The sequence below is a fragment of the Streptomyces sp. NPDC007991 genome (genome assembly GCF_042958445.1).
Lineage (GTDB): Bacteria > Actinomycetota > Actinomycetes > Streptomycetales > Streptomycetaceae > Streptomyces.
In genome coordinates, this window is the sequence record NZ_JBIBJD010000009.1 from 78,980 (window position 1) to 96,790 (window position 17,811).

General features: G+C 71.1%; 17 protein-coding genes and 2 pseudogenes. 6 read left to right on the forward strand and 13 right to left on the reverse strand.

Annotated features, from left to right (window positions below; genetic code table 11):
• Positions 1-256: 256 nt before the first annotated feature.
• Positions 257-577, reverse strand: a pseudogene (locus ACFZDA_RS25670) (transposase); the annotation flags it as partial.
• A 260-nt stretch (positions 578-837) separates the two neighbouring features.
• On the opposite strand from ACFZDA_RS25670, the gene ACFZDA_RS25675 reads away from it, so the two are divergent.
• Complete coding sequence (locus ACFZDA_RS25675; protein WP_391085852.1) at positions 838-1,182, forward strand: hypothetical protein; 345 nt, start codon at positions 838-840, stop codon at positions 1,180-1,182.
• Positions 1,183-1,364: 182 nt separating this feature from the next.
• Here the strand turns inward: ACFZDA_RS25675 and ACFZDA_RS25680 are convergent, their stop codons facing one another.
• A complete protein-coding gene (locus ACFZDA_RS25680; protein ID WP_391085854.1) occupies positions 1,365-1,829 on the reverse strand; it encodes an SRPBCC family protein in 465 nt (154 codons plus the stop codon).
• A 46-nt stretch (positions 1,830-1,875) separates the two neighbouring features.
• On the opposite strand from ACFZDA_RS25680, the gene ACFZDA_RS25685 reads away from it, so the two are divergent.
• Positions 1,876-2,484, forward strand: coding sequence for a TetR family transcriptional regulator (locus ACFZDA_RS25685; RefSeq protein WP_391085856.1), 609 nt, complete (start codon positions 1,876-1,878; stop codon positions 2,482-2,484).
• Here ACFZDA_RS25685 and ACFZDA_RS25690 read toward each other — a convergent pair.
• The 8 genes from ACFZDA_RS25690 to ACFZDA_RS25725 form a co-directional block, all read right to left on the reverse strand.
• A complete protein-coding gene (locus ACFZDA_RS25690; protein WP_391085858.1) occupies positions 2,469-3,080 on the reverse strand; it encodes an aldo/keto reductase in 612 nt (203 codons plus the stop codon). The two genes, ACFZDA_RS25685 and ACFZDA_RS25690, sit on opposite strands and share 16 nt — an antisense overlap.
• A gap of 130 nt (positions 3,081-3,210) precedes the next feature.
• Complete coding sequence (locus ACFZDA_RS25695) at positions 3,211-4,584, reverse strand: FAD-binding domain-containing protein (RefSeq protein ID WP_391085860.1); 1,374 nt, start codon at positions 4,582-4,584, stop codon at positions 3,211-3,213.
• 16 nt (positions 4,585-4,600) lie between these two features.
• The gene (locus ACFZDA_RS25700; protein ID WP_391085862.1) at positions 4,601-6,127 is read right to left on the reverse strand and encodes a DUF2867 domain-containing protein; all 1,527 of its coding nucleotides are present in this window, start codon (positions 6,125-6,127) and stop codon (positions 4,601-4,603) included.
• Positions 6,128-6,377: 250 nt separating this feature from the next.
• On the reverse strand, positions 6,378-7,262 hold the full coding sequence (locus ACFZDA_RS25705) for a 2Fe-2S iron-sulfur cluster-binding protein (protein ID WP_391085864.1): 885 nt from the start codon (positions 7,260-7,262) through the stop codon (positions 6,378-6,380).
• A 23-nt stretch (positions 7,263-7,285) separates the two neighbouring features.
• Positions 7,286-8,824, reverse strand: coding sequence for an alpha-L-arabinofuranosidase C-terminal domain-containing protein (locus tag ACFZDA_RS25710; protein WP_391085866.1), 1,539 nt, complete (start codon positions 8,822-8,824; stop codon positions 7,286-7,288).
• Positions 8,825-8,875: 51 nt separating this feature from the next.
• Complete coding sequence (locus ACFZDA_RS25715; protein WP_391085868.1) at positions 8,876-9,775, reverse strand: ABC transporter permease subunit; 900 nt, start codon at positions 9,773-9,775, stop codon at positions 8,876-8,878.
• Positions 9,772-10,767 carry an ABC transporter permease subunit gene (locus ACFZDA_RS25720; protein ID WP_391085870.1) on the reverse strand — a complete coding sequence of 332 codons (996 nt, stop codon included), beginning with the start codon at positions 10,765-10,767 and terminating at the stop codon, positions 9,772-9,774. Before ACFZDA_RS25720 ends, ACFZDA_RS25715 begins: the two co-directional genes overlap by 4 nt.
• 81 nt (positions 10,768-10,848) lie before the next feature.
• On the reverse strand, positions 10,849-12,225 hold the full coding sequence (locus tag ACFZDA_RS25725) for an extracellular solute-binding protein (protein WP_391085872.1): 1,377 nt from the start codon (positions 12,223-12,225) through the stop codon (positions 10,849-10,851).
• A gap of 596 nt (positions 12,226-12,821) precedes the next feature.
• On the opposite strand from ACFZDA_RS25725, the gene ACFZDA_RS25730 reads away from it, so the two are divergent.
• The gene (locus ACFZDA_RS25730; protein WP_391085875.1) at positions 12,822-13,838 is read left to right on the forward strand and encodes a substrate-binding domain-containing protein; all 1,017 of its coding nucleotides are present in this window, start codon (positions 12,822-12,824) and stop codon (positions 13,836-13,838) included.
• Between the two features lie 16 nt (positions 13,839-13,854).
• Here ACFZDA_RS25730 and ACFZDA_RS25735 read toward each other — a convergent pair whose 3' ends face one another.
• The 3 genes and pseudogenes from ACFZDA_RS25735 to ACFZDA_RS25745 form a co-directional block, all read right to left on the reverse strand.
• Complete coding sequence (locus ACFZDA_RS25735) at positions 13,855-14,124, reverse strand: hypothetical protein (RefSeq protein WP_391086511.1); 270 nt, start codon at positions 14,122-14,124, stop codon at positions 13,855-13,857.
• 128 nt (positions 14,125-14,252) lie between these two features.
• Positions 14,253-14,984, reverse strand: a complete 732-nt coding sequence (locus tag ACFZDA_RS25740; RefSeq protein ID WP_391085877.1) for an MFS transporter — start codon at positions 14,982-14,984, stop codon at positions 14,253-14,255.
• A pseudogene (locus ACFZDA_RS25745) lies at positions 14,974-15,262 on the reverse strand (trehalase-like domain-containing protein); the annotation flags it as partial. The gene ACFZDA_RS25740 and the pseudogene ACFZDA_RS25745, both read right to left, overlap by 11 nt.
• Positions 15,263-15,472: 210 nt before the next feature.
• Between ACFZDA_RS25745 and ACFZDA_RS25750 the strand changes: the two are divergent.
• The 3 genes from ACFZDA_RS25750 (at position 15,473) to ACFZDA_RS25760 (ending at position 17,788) form a co-directional block, all read left to right on the forward strand.
• Entirely contained in the window at positions 15,473-16,705 is a 1,233-nt protein-coding gene (locus ACFZDA_RS25750) for a SpoIIE family protein phosphatase (RefSeq protein WP_391085879.1), read from the forward strand.
• Between the two features lie 221 nt (positions 16,706-16,926).
• Positions 16,927-17,454: a hypothetical protein gene (locus tag ACFZDA_RS25755; protein ID WP_391085881.1), complete on the forward strand. Its 528-nt coding sequence runs from the start codon at positions 16,927-16,929 to the stop codon at positions 17,452-17,454.
• Positions 17,455-17,590: 136 nt separating this feature from the next.
• Positions 17,591-17,788, forward strand: coding sequence for a hypothetical protein (locus ACFZDA_RS25760; protein ID WP_391085883.1), 198 nt, complete (start codon positions 17,591-17,593; stop codon positions 17,786-17,788).
• Positions 17,789-17,811 lie beyond the last annotated feature (23 nt).

A 17,811-nucleotide genomic window follows, 5' to 3' on the forward strand; every position in this document is an offset into this window, starting at 1 on the left:
GTCGCTGAGCCCTCGCCGCGTGCTCCCGCGATGGCGCCCTTCCGGCCGGCGCTCCCTTCCGGGGATCAGCTTCTCAGCCGCCGAGAGGAGCTCCACGCGCTTCCGAGCCGACGGCGTGCCCACAGCGTGCCCGTAAGAACGGACAACCACGGTCAGCAGCGGTGCGATCCGACCCTCACGAGCGCCCAGGGTCTCCACTCGTGGAGTGCGCACTTCCATCGGGCCACGTGCGGCGAGGCTCAGCGTGGGCAGCGGCGGCGAGCGACTCCAGCAGGCCGAGCGTGAGACGCCACTTCTCCTGGTGGACGATGCCGTCCGGCACTCCTGCCCTGCGGCACCGGTCCGGCTCGTCCGTCCACTCACGCGGCAGATACAGCTGCCAGTCCAACGGACACGAGGCAGTGTCGGTGGCGGCATGGACACTGACCGCGACCTGGCAGTTCGCCCGTTTCCCGACCGCCCCGCAGTACTGGCGGGCAACCCCGGCCGACGCCTTGCCGCACTTGGGGAACGACACATCGTCGATCACCCACACCTCAGGAGTGATCACCTCGGACAGCCGCTCGGCGATCCGCCGCACCGGCAGAGCCGTTCCACCTCCCCCGACCTCACACCGGAGAGGATGCCCCCCCACCAGGCGAGATCACCCAAGGTAACGAAGCACTACTAGGTCCTGTCTTCTCGGTGGCGTGTTGAGGCACAAGGATGCGATCTTGGAGCCGAGGGCGACCAGTGGATCTGCGTTGTTCGCGGTAGCGGCCTGTCGTTGCCGATCATCTGGCATACCAGGGGGCGAGAGGCTTGAGTAGTGGATCGGCCGGTCAGTGGTACGTGTTGGTGGAGGCCAACGAGTCTCACGGCGGTGACGGGACGTGGGATCTGACGGACAAGGTGCATGTCGAAGGAGGAAGGGAGGAAGCCCTCTCCCAGGCTCGGGAGATGAGCCTTTCCCTCGTGCCGGGGAGGTCTGATGCCGAGAAGTATGGTCGGACTGTGTTCCAGACCTCGGAGACCAGTTGGCTGGTAGAGCTGACATGGTCGGTCTGGTACGAGCACTCCGATCACCCCTCCACCCTTTCGAGCCATTTCCGAATCTCCGTCGCGGAGCTGGTGGCCACACAGGAGGCACCTGTCGCCGAGCCACGCATGAAGGGTTGGATGAGCAGGATCAGCCGCAGGTAGTCCCACTGTGAGTTGTGGGTCCACGCACTCCGGCCCTGGACCGGACTCGGTTCAGCCGCTCGCGACGACGAGGACGCTCAACATGCCGACGCTCTCTCGCGCCTTCCGCCACTTCCGCCACCATGGTGCTGCGCCGGAGCCGCCACGGTCTCGGTCGGCCGGGCCGTGCACATGAACCGCCGTCAGGAGCCGGCGGCGGACACGTGGCGAGCCAACTCGGTGGCCAGGCGTCGCATGACCGTGCGGTTGGCGTGCCGCATCGTGGTCCGCACGACAGGAGCCAGCAGCCGGTCGGCGAGAGGGGCGCGCACCCATGTGTACGTGAACGAGATGTGGCTCCCACCGGTTTGCAGCGGTTCGATGGCGTAGGTGCCGTGGGCCAGTCGCCGACCGGCCGCGCTGACGTTCTGTTCGACGATACGCCGCGGCGCGTCGGCCTCGACGACCTCGATGGTGACATCGGTCTTCGTGCCGCCCAGCGCGGCGGTGACCGTGGCACATGATCCGATGCCCCGGGCGGGGCCACCGTAGCGCCAGCCGGTCAGGTAGTGGTCGGTGAACCGCTCGTGGTGAGCCATGACGTCGAGGAAGCCGTAGACCTGCTCGGGCGTCTGAGGTACATCGATCGACACGGTGACAGACTTCATGTACCACACGGTACATGCGGCATGTACCAATTGGTACAGTCGTGACGTGGTGGACATCGATGACTCGCATTCCGAGGGCGAGGCCGAGCAAGGCGCGCACGAGGGTCGGCGCGCACAACTGGTGGACGCGGCTGTCGACCACGTCGCGGCACACGGCATCGCGGACCTGAGCCTGCGCGGCCTGGGCGCCGCGATCGGCGTCAGTCACCGCATGCTGATCCACTACTTCGGCTCCAAGGAACAGTTGCTCGTCGAGATCGTCCGGACGTCGGAGCGCCGCCAGCGCGATGTGCTGTCCCGGCTCCGCCTGGAGCCCGGTCTCTCGCCCGCCGATGTCGCGCGGCTGCTGTGGCAGCGACTGACGGACCCTCGGCTGGCCGGTCAGGAGCGGCTCTTCTTCGAAATCTGCGGGCACGCGCTGCGCGGCCGCCCCGAGGCCGTCCAGGCCCTCGAAGGGTTTGTGACGGACTGGCTGGAGCCGCTCGTGGCCGCTGAAGTCGGCGCGGGGACGGAGCCCGCCGCGGCCCGGAACCGGGCCAGGCTGGGACTCGCCACCGTCCGCGGCCTGCTGCTCGACCTGCTCGCCACCGGTGACCGCGCCGGCGTCGACTCGGCAATGGAGGAGTTCCTCCGGCTGTACTACGGCTCGGAGTGACGAGTCACCGAGCAGACAGAGCGGCTGGGGCAGACGTCGTACCGGCGCTCGAACGAAGGTTGCCGAGGTAGACGTACGCCTCTTCTTGCTTCGATCGCCGTGACGCCGGACATCCCGGCCGCTGTCGGCGGCGTCACCCGGCGGGAGCCGCCACCAGCGTTCGCACCGTCACGGGCTCGGCCAGGACAAGGTCCAGGACCAGTCCGAAGACGAGTGGACTCCTTGGGTCCCGTTTCTCCGCGCTCGGAGAGCGACGGCTCCGGGCGGGCAGGGCCGGTGCCCGCACCGCTGTCGGAGATCGCGGCGGCGATCTCGTCGAGGTCGGCACGCGTCAGCCGCACGGCCCCGGCGCCGATCCAGCCGTCGACCTGGTGGGGCTTGCGGGCGCCGACGATGGCGCCGGTGACGCCCAGCCAGGCGAGGGCCCAGGCGATGGCGACCTCGGCGACGGTGGCGCCGTGCCGGTCGGCGAGGGGGCGCAGCGCCTCGGCCAGGCGGAGGTTGGCCGCCAGGCCGGTGGTGAAGTCGGCGTGGGCGGCCCGCCTGTCGTCGGTCGGCAGGTTCGCCGCGCGCTCGGCGGACCACAGGGACGACATCTGGGCAGGTCGGACCCATAATGCCCGTTCAAGCGCCGTCGCTTCCCAAGCCGAGAGCGCGAGTTCGATTCTCGTCACCCGCTCCATGATGAAACCCCAGGTCAGCGGCCTGGGGCTTGTTTCTGTCCGGTCAGCCGGCTCTTCGCTGCTCCCTGAATCTCGTGGCGGCTGCCTCCAGGTCCACGATCGGGCCGGGGTAGTCCACGCCCGCACGGGCCGCTTCGCCGGGATGCGCGAGACGGTGGACCGTCCTGGCGTCGAGGTGCCTCAGTTCCGGGAGCCAGCGGCGTACGTACTCCGCCGCGGGGTCGAAACGGCGCGCCTGGACGAGGGGGTTGAGCAGCCGGTTCGGGCGGGTGTCCGTGCCGGTTCCGGCGACCCACTGCCAATTGAGCTGGTTGTTCGCGACGTCTCCGTCGACCAGCAGGTCCAGGAAGTGGCGGGCACCCACCCGCCAGTCCACGTACAGCGTCTTGGTCAGGAAGCTCGCCGCGAGCATGCGGACCCGGTTCGGCATCCAGCCCTCGTGGCGCAGCTGCCGCATGCCCGCGTCGACTACGGGAAAGCCCGTACGGCCCTCCTGCCAGGCCTCGACCTCCCCCGGGGCGCGGCGCCAACGGTCGTGCCGGGGACGGTAGTCCTGGCCGGCCGCTTCAGGGCGGGCCGCCAGGACCTGGTGGTGGAAGTCCCGCCAGGCGAGCTGGCGGACGAAGGCGTGCGACCCGGCGTTGTCCTGGGCGCGGGCCCGGTGCAGCAGTTCGGTGGGGGACAGACAACCGAAGTGCACATACGGCGAGAGCCGCGAGGTCGCGTCGGCGGCCAGGTCGTTGTGCCGCTCGTCGTAGGCGGACAGCGGGCCGGACAGCCATGACCGCAGCCTGCGGCGCGCCTCGGATTCCCCTCCGGCGGGCAGACCGGGCGACGGGGAGCCCACCGCGAGGGACTCGGCCCGGGGCAGGTCTGCGGAGCGCACGTCGGATACCCGTACGGTGTCCGGCGCCCGCAGGACGCCCCGCACGGAGAAGCTCTCCCAGCGGCGGAAGTACGGGGTGAAGACCGCGAAGTGGTCCTTGCCGCCGCCCGAGGGCGTCAAAGCCCCCGCCGGTACGGCCGTCAACGAGGCGTCGTGCACGCGCAGTTCGCGCCGGTCGCCCGCCAGCGCCGCGCGCAGCCGGTCCTCGCGCCGTACCGCGTAACGGCTCACCCCGCCCGCGATGTGCACGGCGTCGGCTCCGGTCTCGGCGGCCACCCGGCAGGTCTCCTCGACGACGTCACCGACCCGCACCACCAACCGGCCGCCCCGCTGCCGCAGGGCCGCGTCGAGGTCGGCCAGGCTGTCGGCCAGGAACGCCGCCCGGTTGGGCACGGCGAAACCGGTGCGGCGGATGCCGGTGTCGACGACGAAGAGCGGGACCACGCGTTCCGCGTCCCTCAGAGCAGCCCGCAGGACCGGGTTGTCGTGCACTCGCAGATCCGCGGTGAACAGGGCGACCGAGACGCGCACGGTTCCTCGATCCCCTTCAGCGGCTACGGGCCGGTTCAGGGGCGGCCGATTCGGCCGCGGCCGCGATATTGCGGGCCATGCCGCCGAAGACCGCGGCGTGGAACGGGGCCACGCCCCACCAGTAGACGTGCCCGGCCAGGCCGTGCGGATGGAACAGGGCCCGCTGCCGGTACACCGCGCACCCCCGTGGATCCGGGTCGACGGCCATCTCCAGCCAGGCCAGGCCCGGCAGCCGCATCTCCGCGCGCAGCCGAAGCAGCCGGCCCGGCTCGATCTCCTCCACCCGCCAGAAGTCCAGGCTGTCGCCGACCCGCAGCCGGATCGCGTCCCGGCGGCCCCGGCGCAGGCCGACACCGCCCACCAGGGTGTCCAGCCAGCCGCGCAGGGACCAGGCCAGCGGCGAGGAGTACCAGCCGTTCTCGCCGCCGATCGCCTCCACCACCCGCCACAGAGCCTGCGGCGACGCCGCGACCGTACGCTCGCGGTCATCCGTGTAGAGGCTGCCGCCCGCCCAGTCGGGGTCGGTCGGCAGCGAGTCGCTGGGGGCCCGGGGAGTCGATGCCGAGGACCACCTGGTGGCCACGTCCGCGTCCTGCACGCGCCGCAGAGCCAGCCGGATCGCCCGGTCGAGGGTGACCAGCCCCTCTGGCGGGTCCGGCACGTACCGGACGATGTCGCGCTCGGCGCAGACCACCTCGTGTTTCAGTGACTCGACCAGGGGGCGCGCGAGAGCGCCCGGCACCGGGGTGACCAGAGAGACCCAGAGGCTGGACAGCCGGGGGGTGAGCAGCGGAACGGGCAGGATGACCCGCTTCGGCAGCTCCGCGATGGCGGCGTACCGCCGCATCATCTCCTGATACGTGACGACATCCGGCCCGCCGATGTCGAAGGCTCGGTTCACGTCGGACGGCAGCCGCGCGCACCCCACGAGGAGGCGCAGCACGTCGCGGACTGCGATCGGCTGGATGCGGGTGCGCACCCAGCTCGGGGTCACCATCACGGGGAGCCGCTCGGTCAGGTACCGCAGCATCTCGAAGGATGCCGAACCCGAACCGATGATCACGGCGGCCCGCAGTACGGCGGTCGGCACGCCCGAGGCCAGGAGGATGCGGCCCACTTCGGCGCGGGAGCGCAGATGGGGTGACAGTGCGTTCTCGGGCACTCCGGAGGGGCTCAGCCCGCCGAGGTAGACGATCCGCCGGATACCGGCAGCACGCGCCTGCTCGCCGAAGATCCTGGCCGCGCGCCGGTCGGTCTCCTCGAAACCCCGCCCGGTGTTCAGCGCGTGCACCAGGTAATACGCGACGTCCGTTCCCTCCATGGCCGCGCGCACGGACGCCTCGTCCATCACGTCCCCGCGCACGACCTCCGCCTGCCCCGCCCACGGATGGTCCCGCAGCTTGCCGGGGGAGCGGGCCAGGCAGCGCACCGAGTACCCGGCCGCCAGCAGCTCCGGCACCAGCCTGCCGCCCAGGTAACCGGTGGCGCCGGTGACCAGACAGCGCAGCGGCCGGTCGTCGTCGTTCATGCCGGTCGCACGCATGCCGGGCGAGTGCACTTCGTCCGTCGACGGGCGGCGGACCGGGCCGCGAGAAACGTCATGGCTCTCATGTCTTCCCGGGGCGTGCCCCTCCGAGGGGCTCTGTCGCTGTTCCCTGAGGCCATGCTTGGTGCCGAGGGCGAGCACCGCAACCTCGCCGGCCCTGCTGAAAGTGCCCACAGCGTCCCGTAGAGACCCAAGGGCCAGGTATCTGCACTGGTCAGAGCCGTAGACCCCGCCCAAGCGCCGTCGCTCAGACGTCGAGGACGATCCGGGAGCCGCGCGCGCGAGAGACGCATGGGTAGATGACGTCGTGACGGTCGCGTTCGTCGGGCTGCAGCACGTGGTCGCGGTGGTCCGGGACGCCGCCGAGCACACGGGTCTCGCAGCTGCCACACACCCCGTTCTCGCAGGAGAAGTCCAGGCTCGGATCGATGTCCCGCAGCGCCGACAGCAGGCTTTGGCCGGCCGGCACCCGCACCACCTGGCCCGACCTGCGCAGTTCGGCCTCGAACGGTGCACGGGGGGCCGCGCCGGCGCGAGGGCTCGCCGTGAACCGCTCCACATGGAGCCGGCCCTGGGGGCAGGCGGTGGGCATCAGTGCCTCGACCGCGTCGAGCATCGCCTCCGGGCCGCAGCAGTAGACCGCGGTCCCGGGGGGCGCCGCGCGCAGGATCGCCTCCAGGTCGGGCCGCCGCTGCTTGTCGGCCGGCGAGATCGTCACCCGCTGGGGGTGGGACCGGGCAAGGTGCTCGGCGAAGGCCATCGCGGCCAGGGACCGGCCGCGGTGGACGAGGTGCCAGTCCTGGCCCTGAGCCGCCAAGTGCTCGATCATCGGCGCGAACGGGGCGATCCCGATGCCGCCGGCGACGAAGAGATACGAGGGTGCGTCGACCAGCGGGAAGTGGTTGCGGGGCCCGCGGATCTTGAGGGCGGTGCCCGGTGCGAGCCGGTGGACTTCGGCGGATCCACCGCGTCCGTCCGGTTCGTGGAGGACTGCGACGCGGTAGCGGTCCGCGACGGCCGGGTCGCCGCACAGGGAGTACTGCCGCACCAGGCCGGACGGCAGGACCAGGTCGATGTGCGCGCCGGGCTTCCAGGCCGGCAGCCGGGCGCCGTCGGTCGGTGCGAGGTCCATTGTGACCGAGGCGCGGTGCGCGGTCAGTCGGTCGGACGGCCGGCAGCGGCGCGGCGCAGCCGGATGACGTTCCAGGAGACCGGCGGCAGCCGCACCGTGAGCCGGCCGTCGGTGACGGGGGCGGTGCCGGCCTCGTGCGGGCGGACGCGGTCGGGGTCGTCCTGGGTGTTGGTGGCGCGTATGTCGGGATCGCTCAGCACGGAGTGCGCCACCGGGGTGTAGCCGGGGAACGCCCCGAGACACAGGGCGAGTTCGACGTCGTCGCCGGCGTGCCGGTTGACGGCGAACACGGTGAGCTCGTCGGGCCCGTCCGCGCCCGCGATGTGGGTGGCCACGGCGTCGACGACCGGCACCTCGCCGAAGCGGCTCGTCTCGTACGTCGGCGAGAGCGGCTCCACACGCAGGACGGTGCCGCGGGCGTACCGGGCGGCCTGGGCGAAGGGGTGGAAGGTGGTCTGCCGCCAGCTCGGGCCGCCGGGCTCGCTGCGGATGGGGGCGATGACGTTGACCAACTGGGCGAGGGAGGCGGCGGTGACGCGGTCGCTGCGCCGCAGCAGGCTGATCAGCAGCCCGCCGACGACGACGGCGTCGGCGACGTCGTACTCGTCCTCGATCACGCGCGGCGCGACGGCCCACTCGGCGGGCTTCCCCCGCGCCTCGAAACGGGTGTTGTACCAGACGTTCCACTCGTCGAAGGAGAGGTTGATCCGCTTCTTCCGGCGCTGCTTGGCCCGGATGTGGTCGGCGGTGGCGACGACCGACTCGATGAAACCGTCCATGTCGACCGGCGAGGCCAGGAAGCTGCCGAGGTCGCCGTCGAGTTCCTCGTAGTAGGCGTGGCAGGAGATGTAGTCGACCTGGTCGTACGCCTCCTCCAGGACGGTCGCCTCCCAGGCGCCGAACGTCGGCATCGAGGAGCTGGAGCTGCCGCAGGCCACCAGTTCCAGCCCCGGGTCGATCATGCGCATGGCCCGGGCGGTCTCGGCGGCGAGACGGCCGTACTCCGCCGCGGTCTTGTGGCCGGTCTGCCAGGGGCCGTCCAGCTCGTTGCCGAGGCACCACATGCGGATGCCGAAGGGGTCCCGGGCGCCGTTCGCGATCCGCTGGTCGGACCACGCGGTGCCGCCGGGGTGGTTGCAGTACTCCAGCAGGTCCAGGGCCTCCTGGACACCGCGGGTGCCGAGGTTGAGCGCCATCATCGGCTCGACGCCGGCCTTCGCCGCCCAGCGCGTGAACTCGTGCAGGCCGAAGGCGTTGGTCTCGGTGCTGTGCCAGGCCAGGTCCAGCCGCGTGGGCCGCTCGGCGACCGGGCCGACGCTGTCCTCCCAGCGGAAGCCGGAGACGAAGTTGCCGCCGGGATAGCGGACGGTGGTCACGCCCAGCTCGCGCACCAGGTCCAGGACGTCACGGCGCAGGCCGTCCTCGTCGGCGTGCGGATGGCCGGGTTCGTGGATGCCGGTGTAGACGCAGCGGCCCATGTGCTCCACGAACGAGCCGAAGGTACGGGGATTCACGTCGGCGACGCGGAAGGCGGGGTCGACGGTCAGGGAGGCGTGCAGCATGAAGGTCGCTCCGGGAGGTGCGCGAAGACGGGAACGGGCGGGCCCGCCGGGTCACTTGAGGCTTCCGACGGTCAGACCGCCGCGCCAGTACCGCTGGAGGAGGAGGAAGGTGACGACCAGCGGCAGGATCGCCACCAGGGAGCCCGCGATGACGAGGGTGAACAGCGCGTTGGCGCCGGACTGGATCATCGCTCCCTCGTACCAGGACTGCAGGCCCACGGTGAGGGGGAACAGCTTGTCGTTGTTGAGCATCACCAGCGGCAGGAAGAAGTTGTTCCAGGTGCCGACCATGGAGAACAGCAGCACGGTGACGAGCGCCGGCTTCAGCGTCGGCAGCGCCACCGACCACAGCACACGCAGCTCGCCGGCCCCGTCCATGCGGGCCGCCTCCAGCAGCTCGTCCGGCAGGGACTCCTGGACGTAGACCCGCACGAGGTAGACGCCGAACGGGTTGAGCAGCGAGGGCAGGATGACCGCCCACATGGTGTTGGTCAGCTCCACCTTGCTCAGCAGCAGGTAGGTGGGGATGGCCAGCGCGGTGGCGGGCACCATGATGGCGCCCAGCAGGCTGGAGAAGAGCAGGTTGCGGCCGGGGAAGCGGTATTTGGCGAAGGCGTACCCGGCCAGCGTGGCGACGGCGGTGGCGCCGGCGCCGCTGACGCCCGCGTAGATCGCGGTGTTGCCCATCCAGCGCAGGTACTCGCCGTCGTTGTAGGTGAACAGCTGCCGGAGGTTGGTGACGAAGGAGCCCGGCTGGTGGAACCACAGGGCGGCGGTGGAGAACAGCGCGTCGTTGTTCTTGGTGGCGGCGACGACCAGCCACCAGAACGGCAGCAGGAAGTACAGGATCATCGCCACCATCACCGCGTTGACGGTGACGCGTCCGCGCGCGGCGGACGGGCGGCGGGTGGCCGGGGCGGCGGTGACGACGGGTGCGGCGACGGTGGTCACTTCAGTCCGCTCCTCTTGCGCGCGGCGAACAGGAAAAGGTAGGAGCCGATGAAGACCACCGCTCCGAGGGAGAAGGAGATGGCGGCGGAGTAGTTGAACTCCGAGTACTGGAACGCCAGGTTGTAGGCGTACAGGTTCGGCGTGTAGTCCGGGGTGATCACCGAGGAGGCGGTCTTCTCCAGGACCCGCGGCTCGGTGAAGAACTGCAGGGTGCCGATGAGGGTGAACATCAGGGTGAGCACCAGCGCCGAGGAGATCATCGGGATCTTGACGCGCAGGGCCGTCTGGACCTGGCCGGCGCCGTCCAGTTTCGCCGCCTCGTACACCTCACGGGGCAGGCCCTGGAGGGCGGCGTACAGGACGATCATGTTGTAGCCGGTCCACTGCCAGGTCACGATGTTGCCGAGCGACGTCAGCATCAGGGGGTGGCCCAGCAGGTCGGCCTTGCCCAGCCCGAGGGCGCTGCTCAGGGAGTTCACCGGTCCGAACGTCGGGCTGTACAGGAAGCCCCACATCAGGGCGCCGATCACCGCGGGGACGGCGTACGGCATGAACAGGGTCATCCGGAAGAGCTTGGCGAGCCGGCTGGTCACCTCGTCGATGATCAGCGCGCCGAGCAGGGCCACGCCGAGCATCACCGGGATCTGCACCGCGCCGAAGACGGCCACTCTGCGCACGCCGGACAGGAAGTGCGGGTCGGTGAAGGTCTGCCGGTAGTTGGCGAACCAGCTGAAGTGGTCACCGCCGACCAGGGTGGAGGTCCTGAGGCTCAGCCAGAACGCGTAGCCCAGCGGGGCCACCAGGAAGGCCAGGAAGAGCAGCAGGAACGGGGTGACCAGCAGCAGGCCCATGCCCTTGTGCCGGGTGCGGGCGGACAGCCCTCGGGTGCGTCGGCCCGCGGCCGGGCCGGCGGTGCGGGCACCGTCGCCCTTCGCGGCGGGTGGGCGCAGGGGCACGGCCGCCGCCGGTCCCTGCTGTCTCAGCAGGCTCATCACTTCTCCTTGCGCGTCGTGGGTCCCCGCCGGCACCGCTGCCGGCGGGGACGAGGGGCTCAGGTCCCCGGCGGGGGCGGGTTACGGGTTGACCTTGAAGCCCTGCTTGGCCGCGTAGGAGGTCACCTGCTTCTGGACGTCGTCGTTCACGGACGACCAGTCGCTCTGGCCCTGGAGGGCCTTGCCCACCTCGCTGGTGTCGGTGTTGTAGGCGTAGTCCTGGAACGGGCTCCAGTCGAAGGTCCCGATGCCGTTCGCGGCGGGCACGAACACCTTGTTGATCTGCTGGCCGCCGAAGAAGTCGTACTTCTTGTCCCCGAAGGAGGGCCCGTTGAGGATCGGCTTGGACAGCGGGAAGAGGTAGGCCTGGTCGATGCCGATCTTCCAGGCCGCCTGGGAGGTGCCGAACAGCTCGCGGGCGACCTCGGTGGCCTCCTTCGGGTGCTTGGTCTGCGAGGTGACCGAGAAGCTCGAACCGCCCCAGTCGCCTTGGGCGTTGTCACCGGCCGTCCACTGCGGCAGCGGGGCGACGCGCCACTTCCCCGAGGTCTTCTCGGCGACGCTGGAGAGGTAGCCCGGGCCCCAGCCGGCCGCGATGTAGGTGGCGTACTTGCCGCTGCCGAGGCCGTTGTAGAAGTCGGTGGTGGCGTACGACTGGGTGTCGACCAGCTTGTTCTTCACCAGGTCGCCCCAGTAGTCGTACACCTTCTTGGCGCCGGCGTCGTTCAGGTGGACGCCGATGTCCGGGAGCTTGCTCGCCGAGTAGGTGTAGGGGCGGGAACCCGCCTGCCACATCAGGCCCTGGCGCCAGCCGCCGGCCGTCTCGTCGCTGCCGAAGTCCGTCATGTACGCCTTGGGGTCGGCCTTGTGCAGCTTGGCGGCCTCCTCCTTGAACTCCGCCCAGGTGGTGGGGACCTTGAGCTTGTACTTCTTGAACAGGTCCGCCCGGTACATCATCGCCATCGGGCCGCCGTCGACCGGGATGGCGTACACGTGGTCGCCGTCGGAGGCCTGCTTCCAGGCCCAGTCGACGTACTTGTCCTTGTCCGCGCCCGCCCCGTACTTGCCCATGTCGAGCAGGCCCTTGCCGAGCTGGATGGTCGGCAGCTCCTGGAACTCCAGCATGACCACGTCCGGGGCGCCCTGGCCCGCCTTCAGCGCGGTCTTCAGCTTGGTGTACTCGTCCTGGCCCACGCCGGCCTGCACCCAGTCGACCTGGACGTCCTTGTGGGTCTTGTTGAACTCCGCCACGACCTGCTTGAACTGCGGGTACCAGGCCCACACCTTGATGTGCACGGGGCCGCTCGACGCGGCGCCGGAGCCGCTGCCGCCGCCGGAGCCGCAGGCCGCGAGGAGCACGCAGGCGAGGGCGGCGGACGTCGTCGCGACGGCGGTCCGCCGGAGGGAACGGCGCACGCGGTGTCCGTCGCGGGCCGGAAGCTGTCTGCTGGAGGACATGAGCATTTCTCCTGGGTGAGGTACCTGAGGGTCAGGAAGAGGAAGGCGGGGCAGCACAGGTCACGCGCTCCCGGTGGGAGGAACAGGGGCGCGGGGAGCGGGTGCGGGGACCCCGGGGCACGGGAGGCGTGCGGGGGCGGTCGCGCCGCCGGGCACCGTGGACCGCCGGGCGGCCCGGGGGCTCGGGCGGTCGGTCGGCCGGGGATCCTGGCGCGGTGGACGTCAGCGGACGCGACGGGTGGGCGTGCGTGACGTCGGGGAAACGGAGGCAGCCGGCGCGGACCGGGGCGTGCGGGAGCGCGGGTTTTGCGCGGCGGACGCCCTCGTGGTCTCGAACGTCGTCCGGCATTCCGGTCAGCGGACCGGGATGCCGTCAGGCCTCGACGGGTAGAGCCTTCAGGCTTGGAGTAAAGAGGAACGCCCCGTCAGGGCGGGAGGGGGCACTGGTGTCACTGCGGCTCCTACTGGTCGTCCCGAGATCGGGCGCCTCTGCTACGCTCTGCAGCGCTGCAAAAGTGTTAACCCAGATATTGCCGCGCTGCAAGAGCCTGGGTGAAACTTTGCCCACTGGCCCCATCCCGGGATGAAGGTGACCTATGGCAAAGGGCGTCACACTCCGCGACGTCGCGGCACTGGCCGGCGTCTCCAGCCGCACGGTGTCCAACGTGGTCAACGGCTATGCGCCGGTCTCCGAGGACACTCGCGCGCGTGTTCAGCGAGCCGTGGACGAACTCGGCTACCGGCCCAACGTGCTGGCCCGCAACCTCGCCTCCGGGCGCTCGGGCCAGATCGCGGTGGTCGTGCCGTACCTGGACACGCCCTACTTCGCCGAACTGCTGCAGGGCATCATCCGCGCGGCCCGGGTGCGGGGATACAACGTCCTGATCGACCAGACCGACGGCGACGCGGAGCACGAGAAGATGTTCCTCAGCCGCGGATCCCAGCAACTGCTGTTCGACGGCGTCATCTTCAGCCCGCTGGGCCTGGCCCAGTCCGACCTGTCCGAGCGCGACGCGAGCCTTCCCCTCGTCGTGCTCGGCGAACGGGTCAGCGACGGCAGCTTCGACCACATAGGCATCGACGACGTCACCGCCTCCCGCGAGGCCACCGAGCACCTGCTCGGCCTCGGCCGGCGCCGCGTCGCCGCGATCGGCGACCAGCCCTACCGCACCGGCGAGGCGGCCCAGCTCCGCACCCGCGGCTACCGCCTGGCGCACGAGCGGGCCGGTGTCGCCGTCCGCGAGGAGTACGTGATCTCCACCCCGCGCTTCAACCGCTCCGACGGCGCCACCGCCATGGCCCACCTGCTCTCCCTGGAGGAACCCCCGGACGCGGTCTTCTGCTACAGCGACCTGGTCGCCCTGGGTGCCCTGCACACCCTGGCGTCGCGCGGTCTGCGGGTCCCGGAGGACATCGCCATCGTCGGCTACGACGACATCGAGGACGCCCGCTACTCGAACCCGCCCGTCACGACGGTCTCGCCCGACAAGGCGATGATCGCCGAGACGGCGGTGGAGCGGCTGCTCAAGCGGATCGGCAGCTCGACCCCGGTCCCCGGCAGGGAGATCCGGGCCCCGCACCGGCTCATCCCCCGGGCGAGCACGACGGGCTGACGCCCGCCTCGTCCCCTCAGGTGGCCCGGGCGACGCCCGCGTCGGTGATCCGCTCGGCGCGGGCCACCACGGCGCCTGGCCCCACGCGGCACCGGGAGCCACCGCCCTGGTGGGGGTGAAGGCCGGGGCGGACCGGGACACCCTGCACCGGGCCCTGCTCGCCCAGGACTTCGACGCGGTCATGCACCGGCTTCCGGTCCGAACCGGGCAGGACATCCAGCAGCACGCCATGCGCCGGCGCATGGAGGACGGCCCGGAACTGGACGACGCGCAGTGGTACGCCCACCTCGGGCGGCTGCTCGACGAGTGGCGTCCCGGACGAGCGGCTCGGGCGGGCACGGGGCCGCCGCCGGGGCCGCCCTCGGTGAGGGGCTCGCCGAGCCGCACACGCAGACCCGCCGGTCCAGGGAATCCTCAAGTGCGGGGCGTTCGGGCGGTGCTCCGGCAGGCATGTGTGTTCCGGGGCCCGGTCTCCCGGGGCCGCAGGGCCGCCGCGGCCAGGCCGCCGAGGCCGATGACGGCCAGGACGATCATTGCGGCGGCGTAGGCGCCCTTGGTGAGGCCGGCGACGAGGATGGTGCCGGCGATGGTCGTGCCGAAGGACGAGCCCAGATTCGACACGCTCCGGGACAGGCCCGAGATCTCCCCCTGCTGCTCCTCGGGGAAGCTCGACTGCACGACGTTGACGGACGGGGTCAGCATGACGCCCAGGCCGAGGCCGATGAGCAGGAGCCCGGGGACGAAGGCCCACACACTGGCGAAGCTCCCGACCAGCGTGATCAGGACGACCACTCCGGCGAGGGAGAAGGCGAAGCCGGTCATGATGAGCGTTCGCTGGGGGTGCCGGCGGGCCAGGCGCTCGGCGGACAGGGACGTGGCCAGCAGGCCCAGGGTGGCCGCTGTGAAGACGACCCCGGTCTGGACGGCGTCGTAGCCGCGTACGACCTGGAGGTAGGCCGCCACCGTGAACGACGTGCCCAGGAGCAGCAGCCATTGGAGGTTCTGCGTGACGAGTCCGAGGCTGGACGCGCCGTTGTCGAACAGGCGCAGGGACAGCAGCGGCTCCCGGCCGGATGCCTCCTTGGCGCGGACGGAGCGGAAGAACCACCAGAGCACGAGTGCGCCGGAGGCCGGCAGGGCGATCATCGGCCACCTCGCCGACTCCGCCGGGTGCCATGAAGCGGGTGACCAGGACGGCCGTGTCGGAGAGGTACAGCTGACGTACGGTCATGCCGTCGCCGTCAGGGAACTCCGCGGCCAGACGGCAGTGCCCGCCGCGTTCGCTGTCCAGGAGCGAGGCGAAGACGCTGGGCGAGTCAAAACGGGGTGTGCACCACCAGTCGACGGTTCCGCCGGACGACACCAGAGCGGGTCTGGAGATCGCCGACCACGCCGTGTTCGGCGATGGGCGGGTACCGGTTCACGCGATCTCCCTGCTCGGTCCGACGCGCTTGGGCGACGGGCAGGCGGACAACCGTCCGCGACAGCCCACACCGGGCATTCGCCCACGCCACGACCGTCGCCTCACCCACCGCGGGTGAAGCCTTCCGGCGGCGCCCTGCCCGTTCCCCCGGCGCGTTCCTCCTATCGTGGAACATCAGCAAACGGACAATCGGCGCCGAGGCGGGCAGCACATGAGGAAACCGCAGATCGACTACGCGGCGGTGTTCCGGGCCCTCCCCGGCATGGTGGCGCTGCTCACCCCCGACCTGGTGTACGCCGACGCCAACGAGGACTTCCTCCGGCTGGCCGGGCGCACCCGGGAGCAGCTGCTGGGCCGGTACATCTTCGACGTCTTCCCCGAGAACCCCAACGACCCCGCCGCGGCCGGCATGCGGGAGACCCGGGCGTCGATGCTGCGGGCGGTGGCCACCGGTGAGCGCGACACCATGGCGCTGCTGCGCTACGACATCGAGGACCGAGAGCGGCCCGGCCACTGGGTGGAACACTTCTGGAGCCCGGTCAACGCACCCGTGCTGGACGCGGACGGAAACGTGGTGCTGATCGTGCACCGGGTGGAGGAGATCACCGAACTGATCCGCGCCCGCGGCGGCACCGGCAGCGACACCAGCCGGGCCCGCGTGCTGGAGGCCGAGCTCTACACCCGCGCCCGCGAGCTGCAGGAGCTCAACGACCGCCTGCGCCGGGCTCAGGCGCGCGACCGCGAGGTCGCCCTCGCCCTGCAGGAGGCCATGCTGCCCGCTCCCGGCCCGGTCGGGCATCACAGGGCAGCCGTCCGCTACCGGCCCGCCATCGGCACCCTGAACGTGTGCGGCGACTGGTACGACCTGGTCGACCTGCCCGGCGACCGCATCGCGGTCGCCGTGGGCGACGTCGTCGGCCACGGTCTGAAAGCCGCCGGCGTCATGGGTCAGCTGCGCAGCGCGCTGAGCGCCGCCGCCCGGGTCGCCGACGGCCCCGCCCGGGCTCTGGAGGCCCTCGGGCTGTATGCCCGGCATGTCGAGGGAGCCGAGTCGACCACCGTGGTGAAGACCTACATCGACTGGGACGCCCACACCCTCACCTACAGCAGCGCGGGCCATCTTCCGCCCGCCCTGCTCCGGCTGGACGGCACCGTGACCTTCCTCGACCGGGCGACCGACCCACCTCTCGGCGCGCGCCCCGAACACGTCGCGCGGCCGGAGGCCGACCTCCGCTTCGCCGAGGGCGACATCCTGGTCCTCTACACCGACGGCCTGGTCGAGCGCCGTGACGAGGACATCGACGCCGGCCTGGCCCGCCTCGCCGGCTCTCTCGTCCGTCACGGGCGATCCGGCCCCGAGGCCCTGGCCGACGCCCTCCTGGCCGACCTCCTCCCGCCCGGCGGCAACACCGACGACACGGCGCTGGTCGTCCTCCGGCTGTGACCCGTCCCGTCGGCAGCGACGGACGCGGGCCGCCCCGACCGCCGGGCGCACGCGCGGCTGCCCTGGGGGTCCGCGCAAGCGATACTGAGGGTGATGACTCGCACGGCGGCTCCCGCGCCGACCGGCGGAACGGCTCAAGGCGACTCGGAGCCCATGGCGTGACCCTGACGGCTCCGGCCGGACTGACCGGATCGACGCGCCGAGTCCGGAAGGAGCCCCGGGTGTCCAGGACCAGGAACGGCCCGGCCACGGCCCGCGGGGCGCGCCGCGCCGAGCACCGGGTCCGAGCGGACTACACGGGCGGCGTCTACGGTTCCATGCTCGCGGCCTCCGTGGTGATCGGCGCCGGCGAGCTGGGCTCGTTTCCCCGCACGCAGCTGGTGCTGCTGCTGTTGCTCACCGGTGTGGTGTTCTGGATCGCCCACGTGCATGCCCAGCTGTTCGGGGCACGGCTGGCACAACAGGCTCTGGACCGCCGGGTCGTGCTGACGGTGTGCCATGACGAGTGGCCGATCGTCAAGGCCGCCGTCCCGCCCGCCGCCGCGGTGGCCGTCAGCCCGCTCCTGGGTCTGGACGTGCGAGGTGCCCTCTGGCTGGCCCTCTCGGTCGCCGTGGCCGGCCAGGTGGGCTGGTCCGTGGCGGCGGCACGCCGCGCCGGTGCTTCCCGGCGGCTTGTTGCCGCCACCGCGTCGGTCAATCTGCTGCTCGGTCTGCTGATCGTCTGCTTCAAGATCGTTCTTACGCACTGAAACCGCGCTGATCCGCGGAGCCTGTCGCCCGGCCACGGTCACCTGTACCGGGTGAGGCCAAAAGCGGCACGGCGGCGGACGATCGCAGGGAAGGGTGCCGTCCGCCTGTCCCGGGGAGTCCGTGGGAGGACCGCTCGTGCGCTACGAGATCCGAGTCGAGGGACGCCTGTCGGAAACGCTGGCCAAAGCTTTTCCGGAGCTGGGCCATGTGGTGATGTCCGGCCAGACCGTCCTGTTCGGCCCTGTCGTGGACGAGGCGCACCTGTACGGTCTGCTGGCACGCTGCCGGTCACTCGGGCTGCGTGTCCTGGAGATGCGGCAGCTGCCGGAGTGACGGATCCCGGCGGTGTGCTCGTG

What these genes read in the sequence shown, in the direction of transcription:
- ACFZDA_RS25680 (WP_391085854.1), bottom strand. Translation starts at nt 1,829, where the DNA reads ATGAAGTCTGTCACCGTGTCGATCGATGTACCTCAGACGCCCGAGCAG.
- ACFZDA_RS25690 (WP_391085858.1), bottom strand. Translation starts at nt 3,080, where the DNA reads ATGTCGTCCCTGTGGTCCGCCGAGCGCGCGGCGAACCTGCCGACCGAC.
- ACFZDA_RS25700 (WP_391085862.1), bottom strand. Translation starts at nt 6,127, where the DNA reads ATGCGTGCGACCGGCATGAACGACGACGACCGGCCGCTGCGCTGTCTG.
- ACFZDA_RS25705 (WP_391085864.1), bottom strand. Translation starts at nt 7,262, where the DNA reads ATGGACCTCGCACCGACCGACGGCGCCCGGCTGCCGGCCTGGAAGCCC.
- ACFZDA_RS25710 (WP_391085866.1), bottom strand. Translation starts at nt 8,824, where the DNA reads ATGCTGCACGCCTCCCTGACCGTCGACCCCGCCTTCCGCGTCGCCGAC.
- ACFZDA_RS25720 (WP_391085870.1), bottom strand. Translation starts at nt 10,767, where the DNA reads ATGAGCCTGCTGAGACAGCAGGGACCGGCGGCGGCCGTGCCCCTGCGC.
- ACFZDA_RS25725 (WP_391085872.1), bottom strand. Translation starts at nt 12,225, where the DNA reads ATGTCCTCCAGCAGACAGCTTCCGGCCCGCGACGGACACCGCGTGCGC.
- ACFZDA_RS25730 (WP_391085875.1), top strand. Translation starts at nt 12,822, where the DNA reads ATGGCAAAGGGCGTCACACTCCGCGACGTCGCGGCACTGGCCGGCGTC.
- ACFZDA_RS25740 (WP_391085877.1), bottom strand. Translation starts at nt 14,984, where the DNA reads ATGATCGCCCTGCCGGCCTCCGGCGCACTCGTGCTCTGGTGGTTCTTC.
- ACFZDA_RS25750 (WP_391085879.1), top strand. Translation starts at nt 15,473, where the DNA reads ATGAGGAAACCGCAGATCGACTACGCGGCGGTGTTCCGGGCCCTCCCC.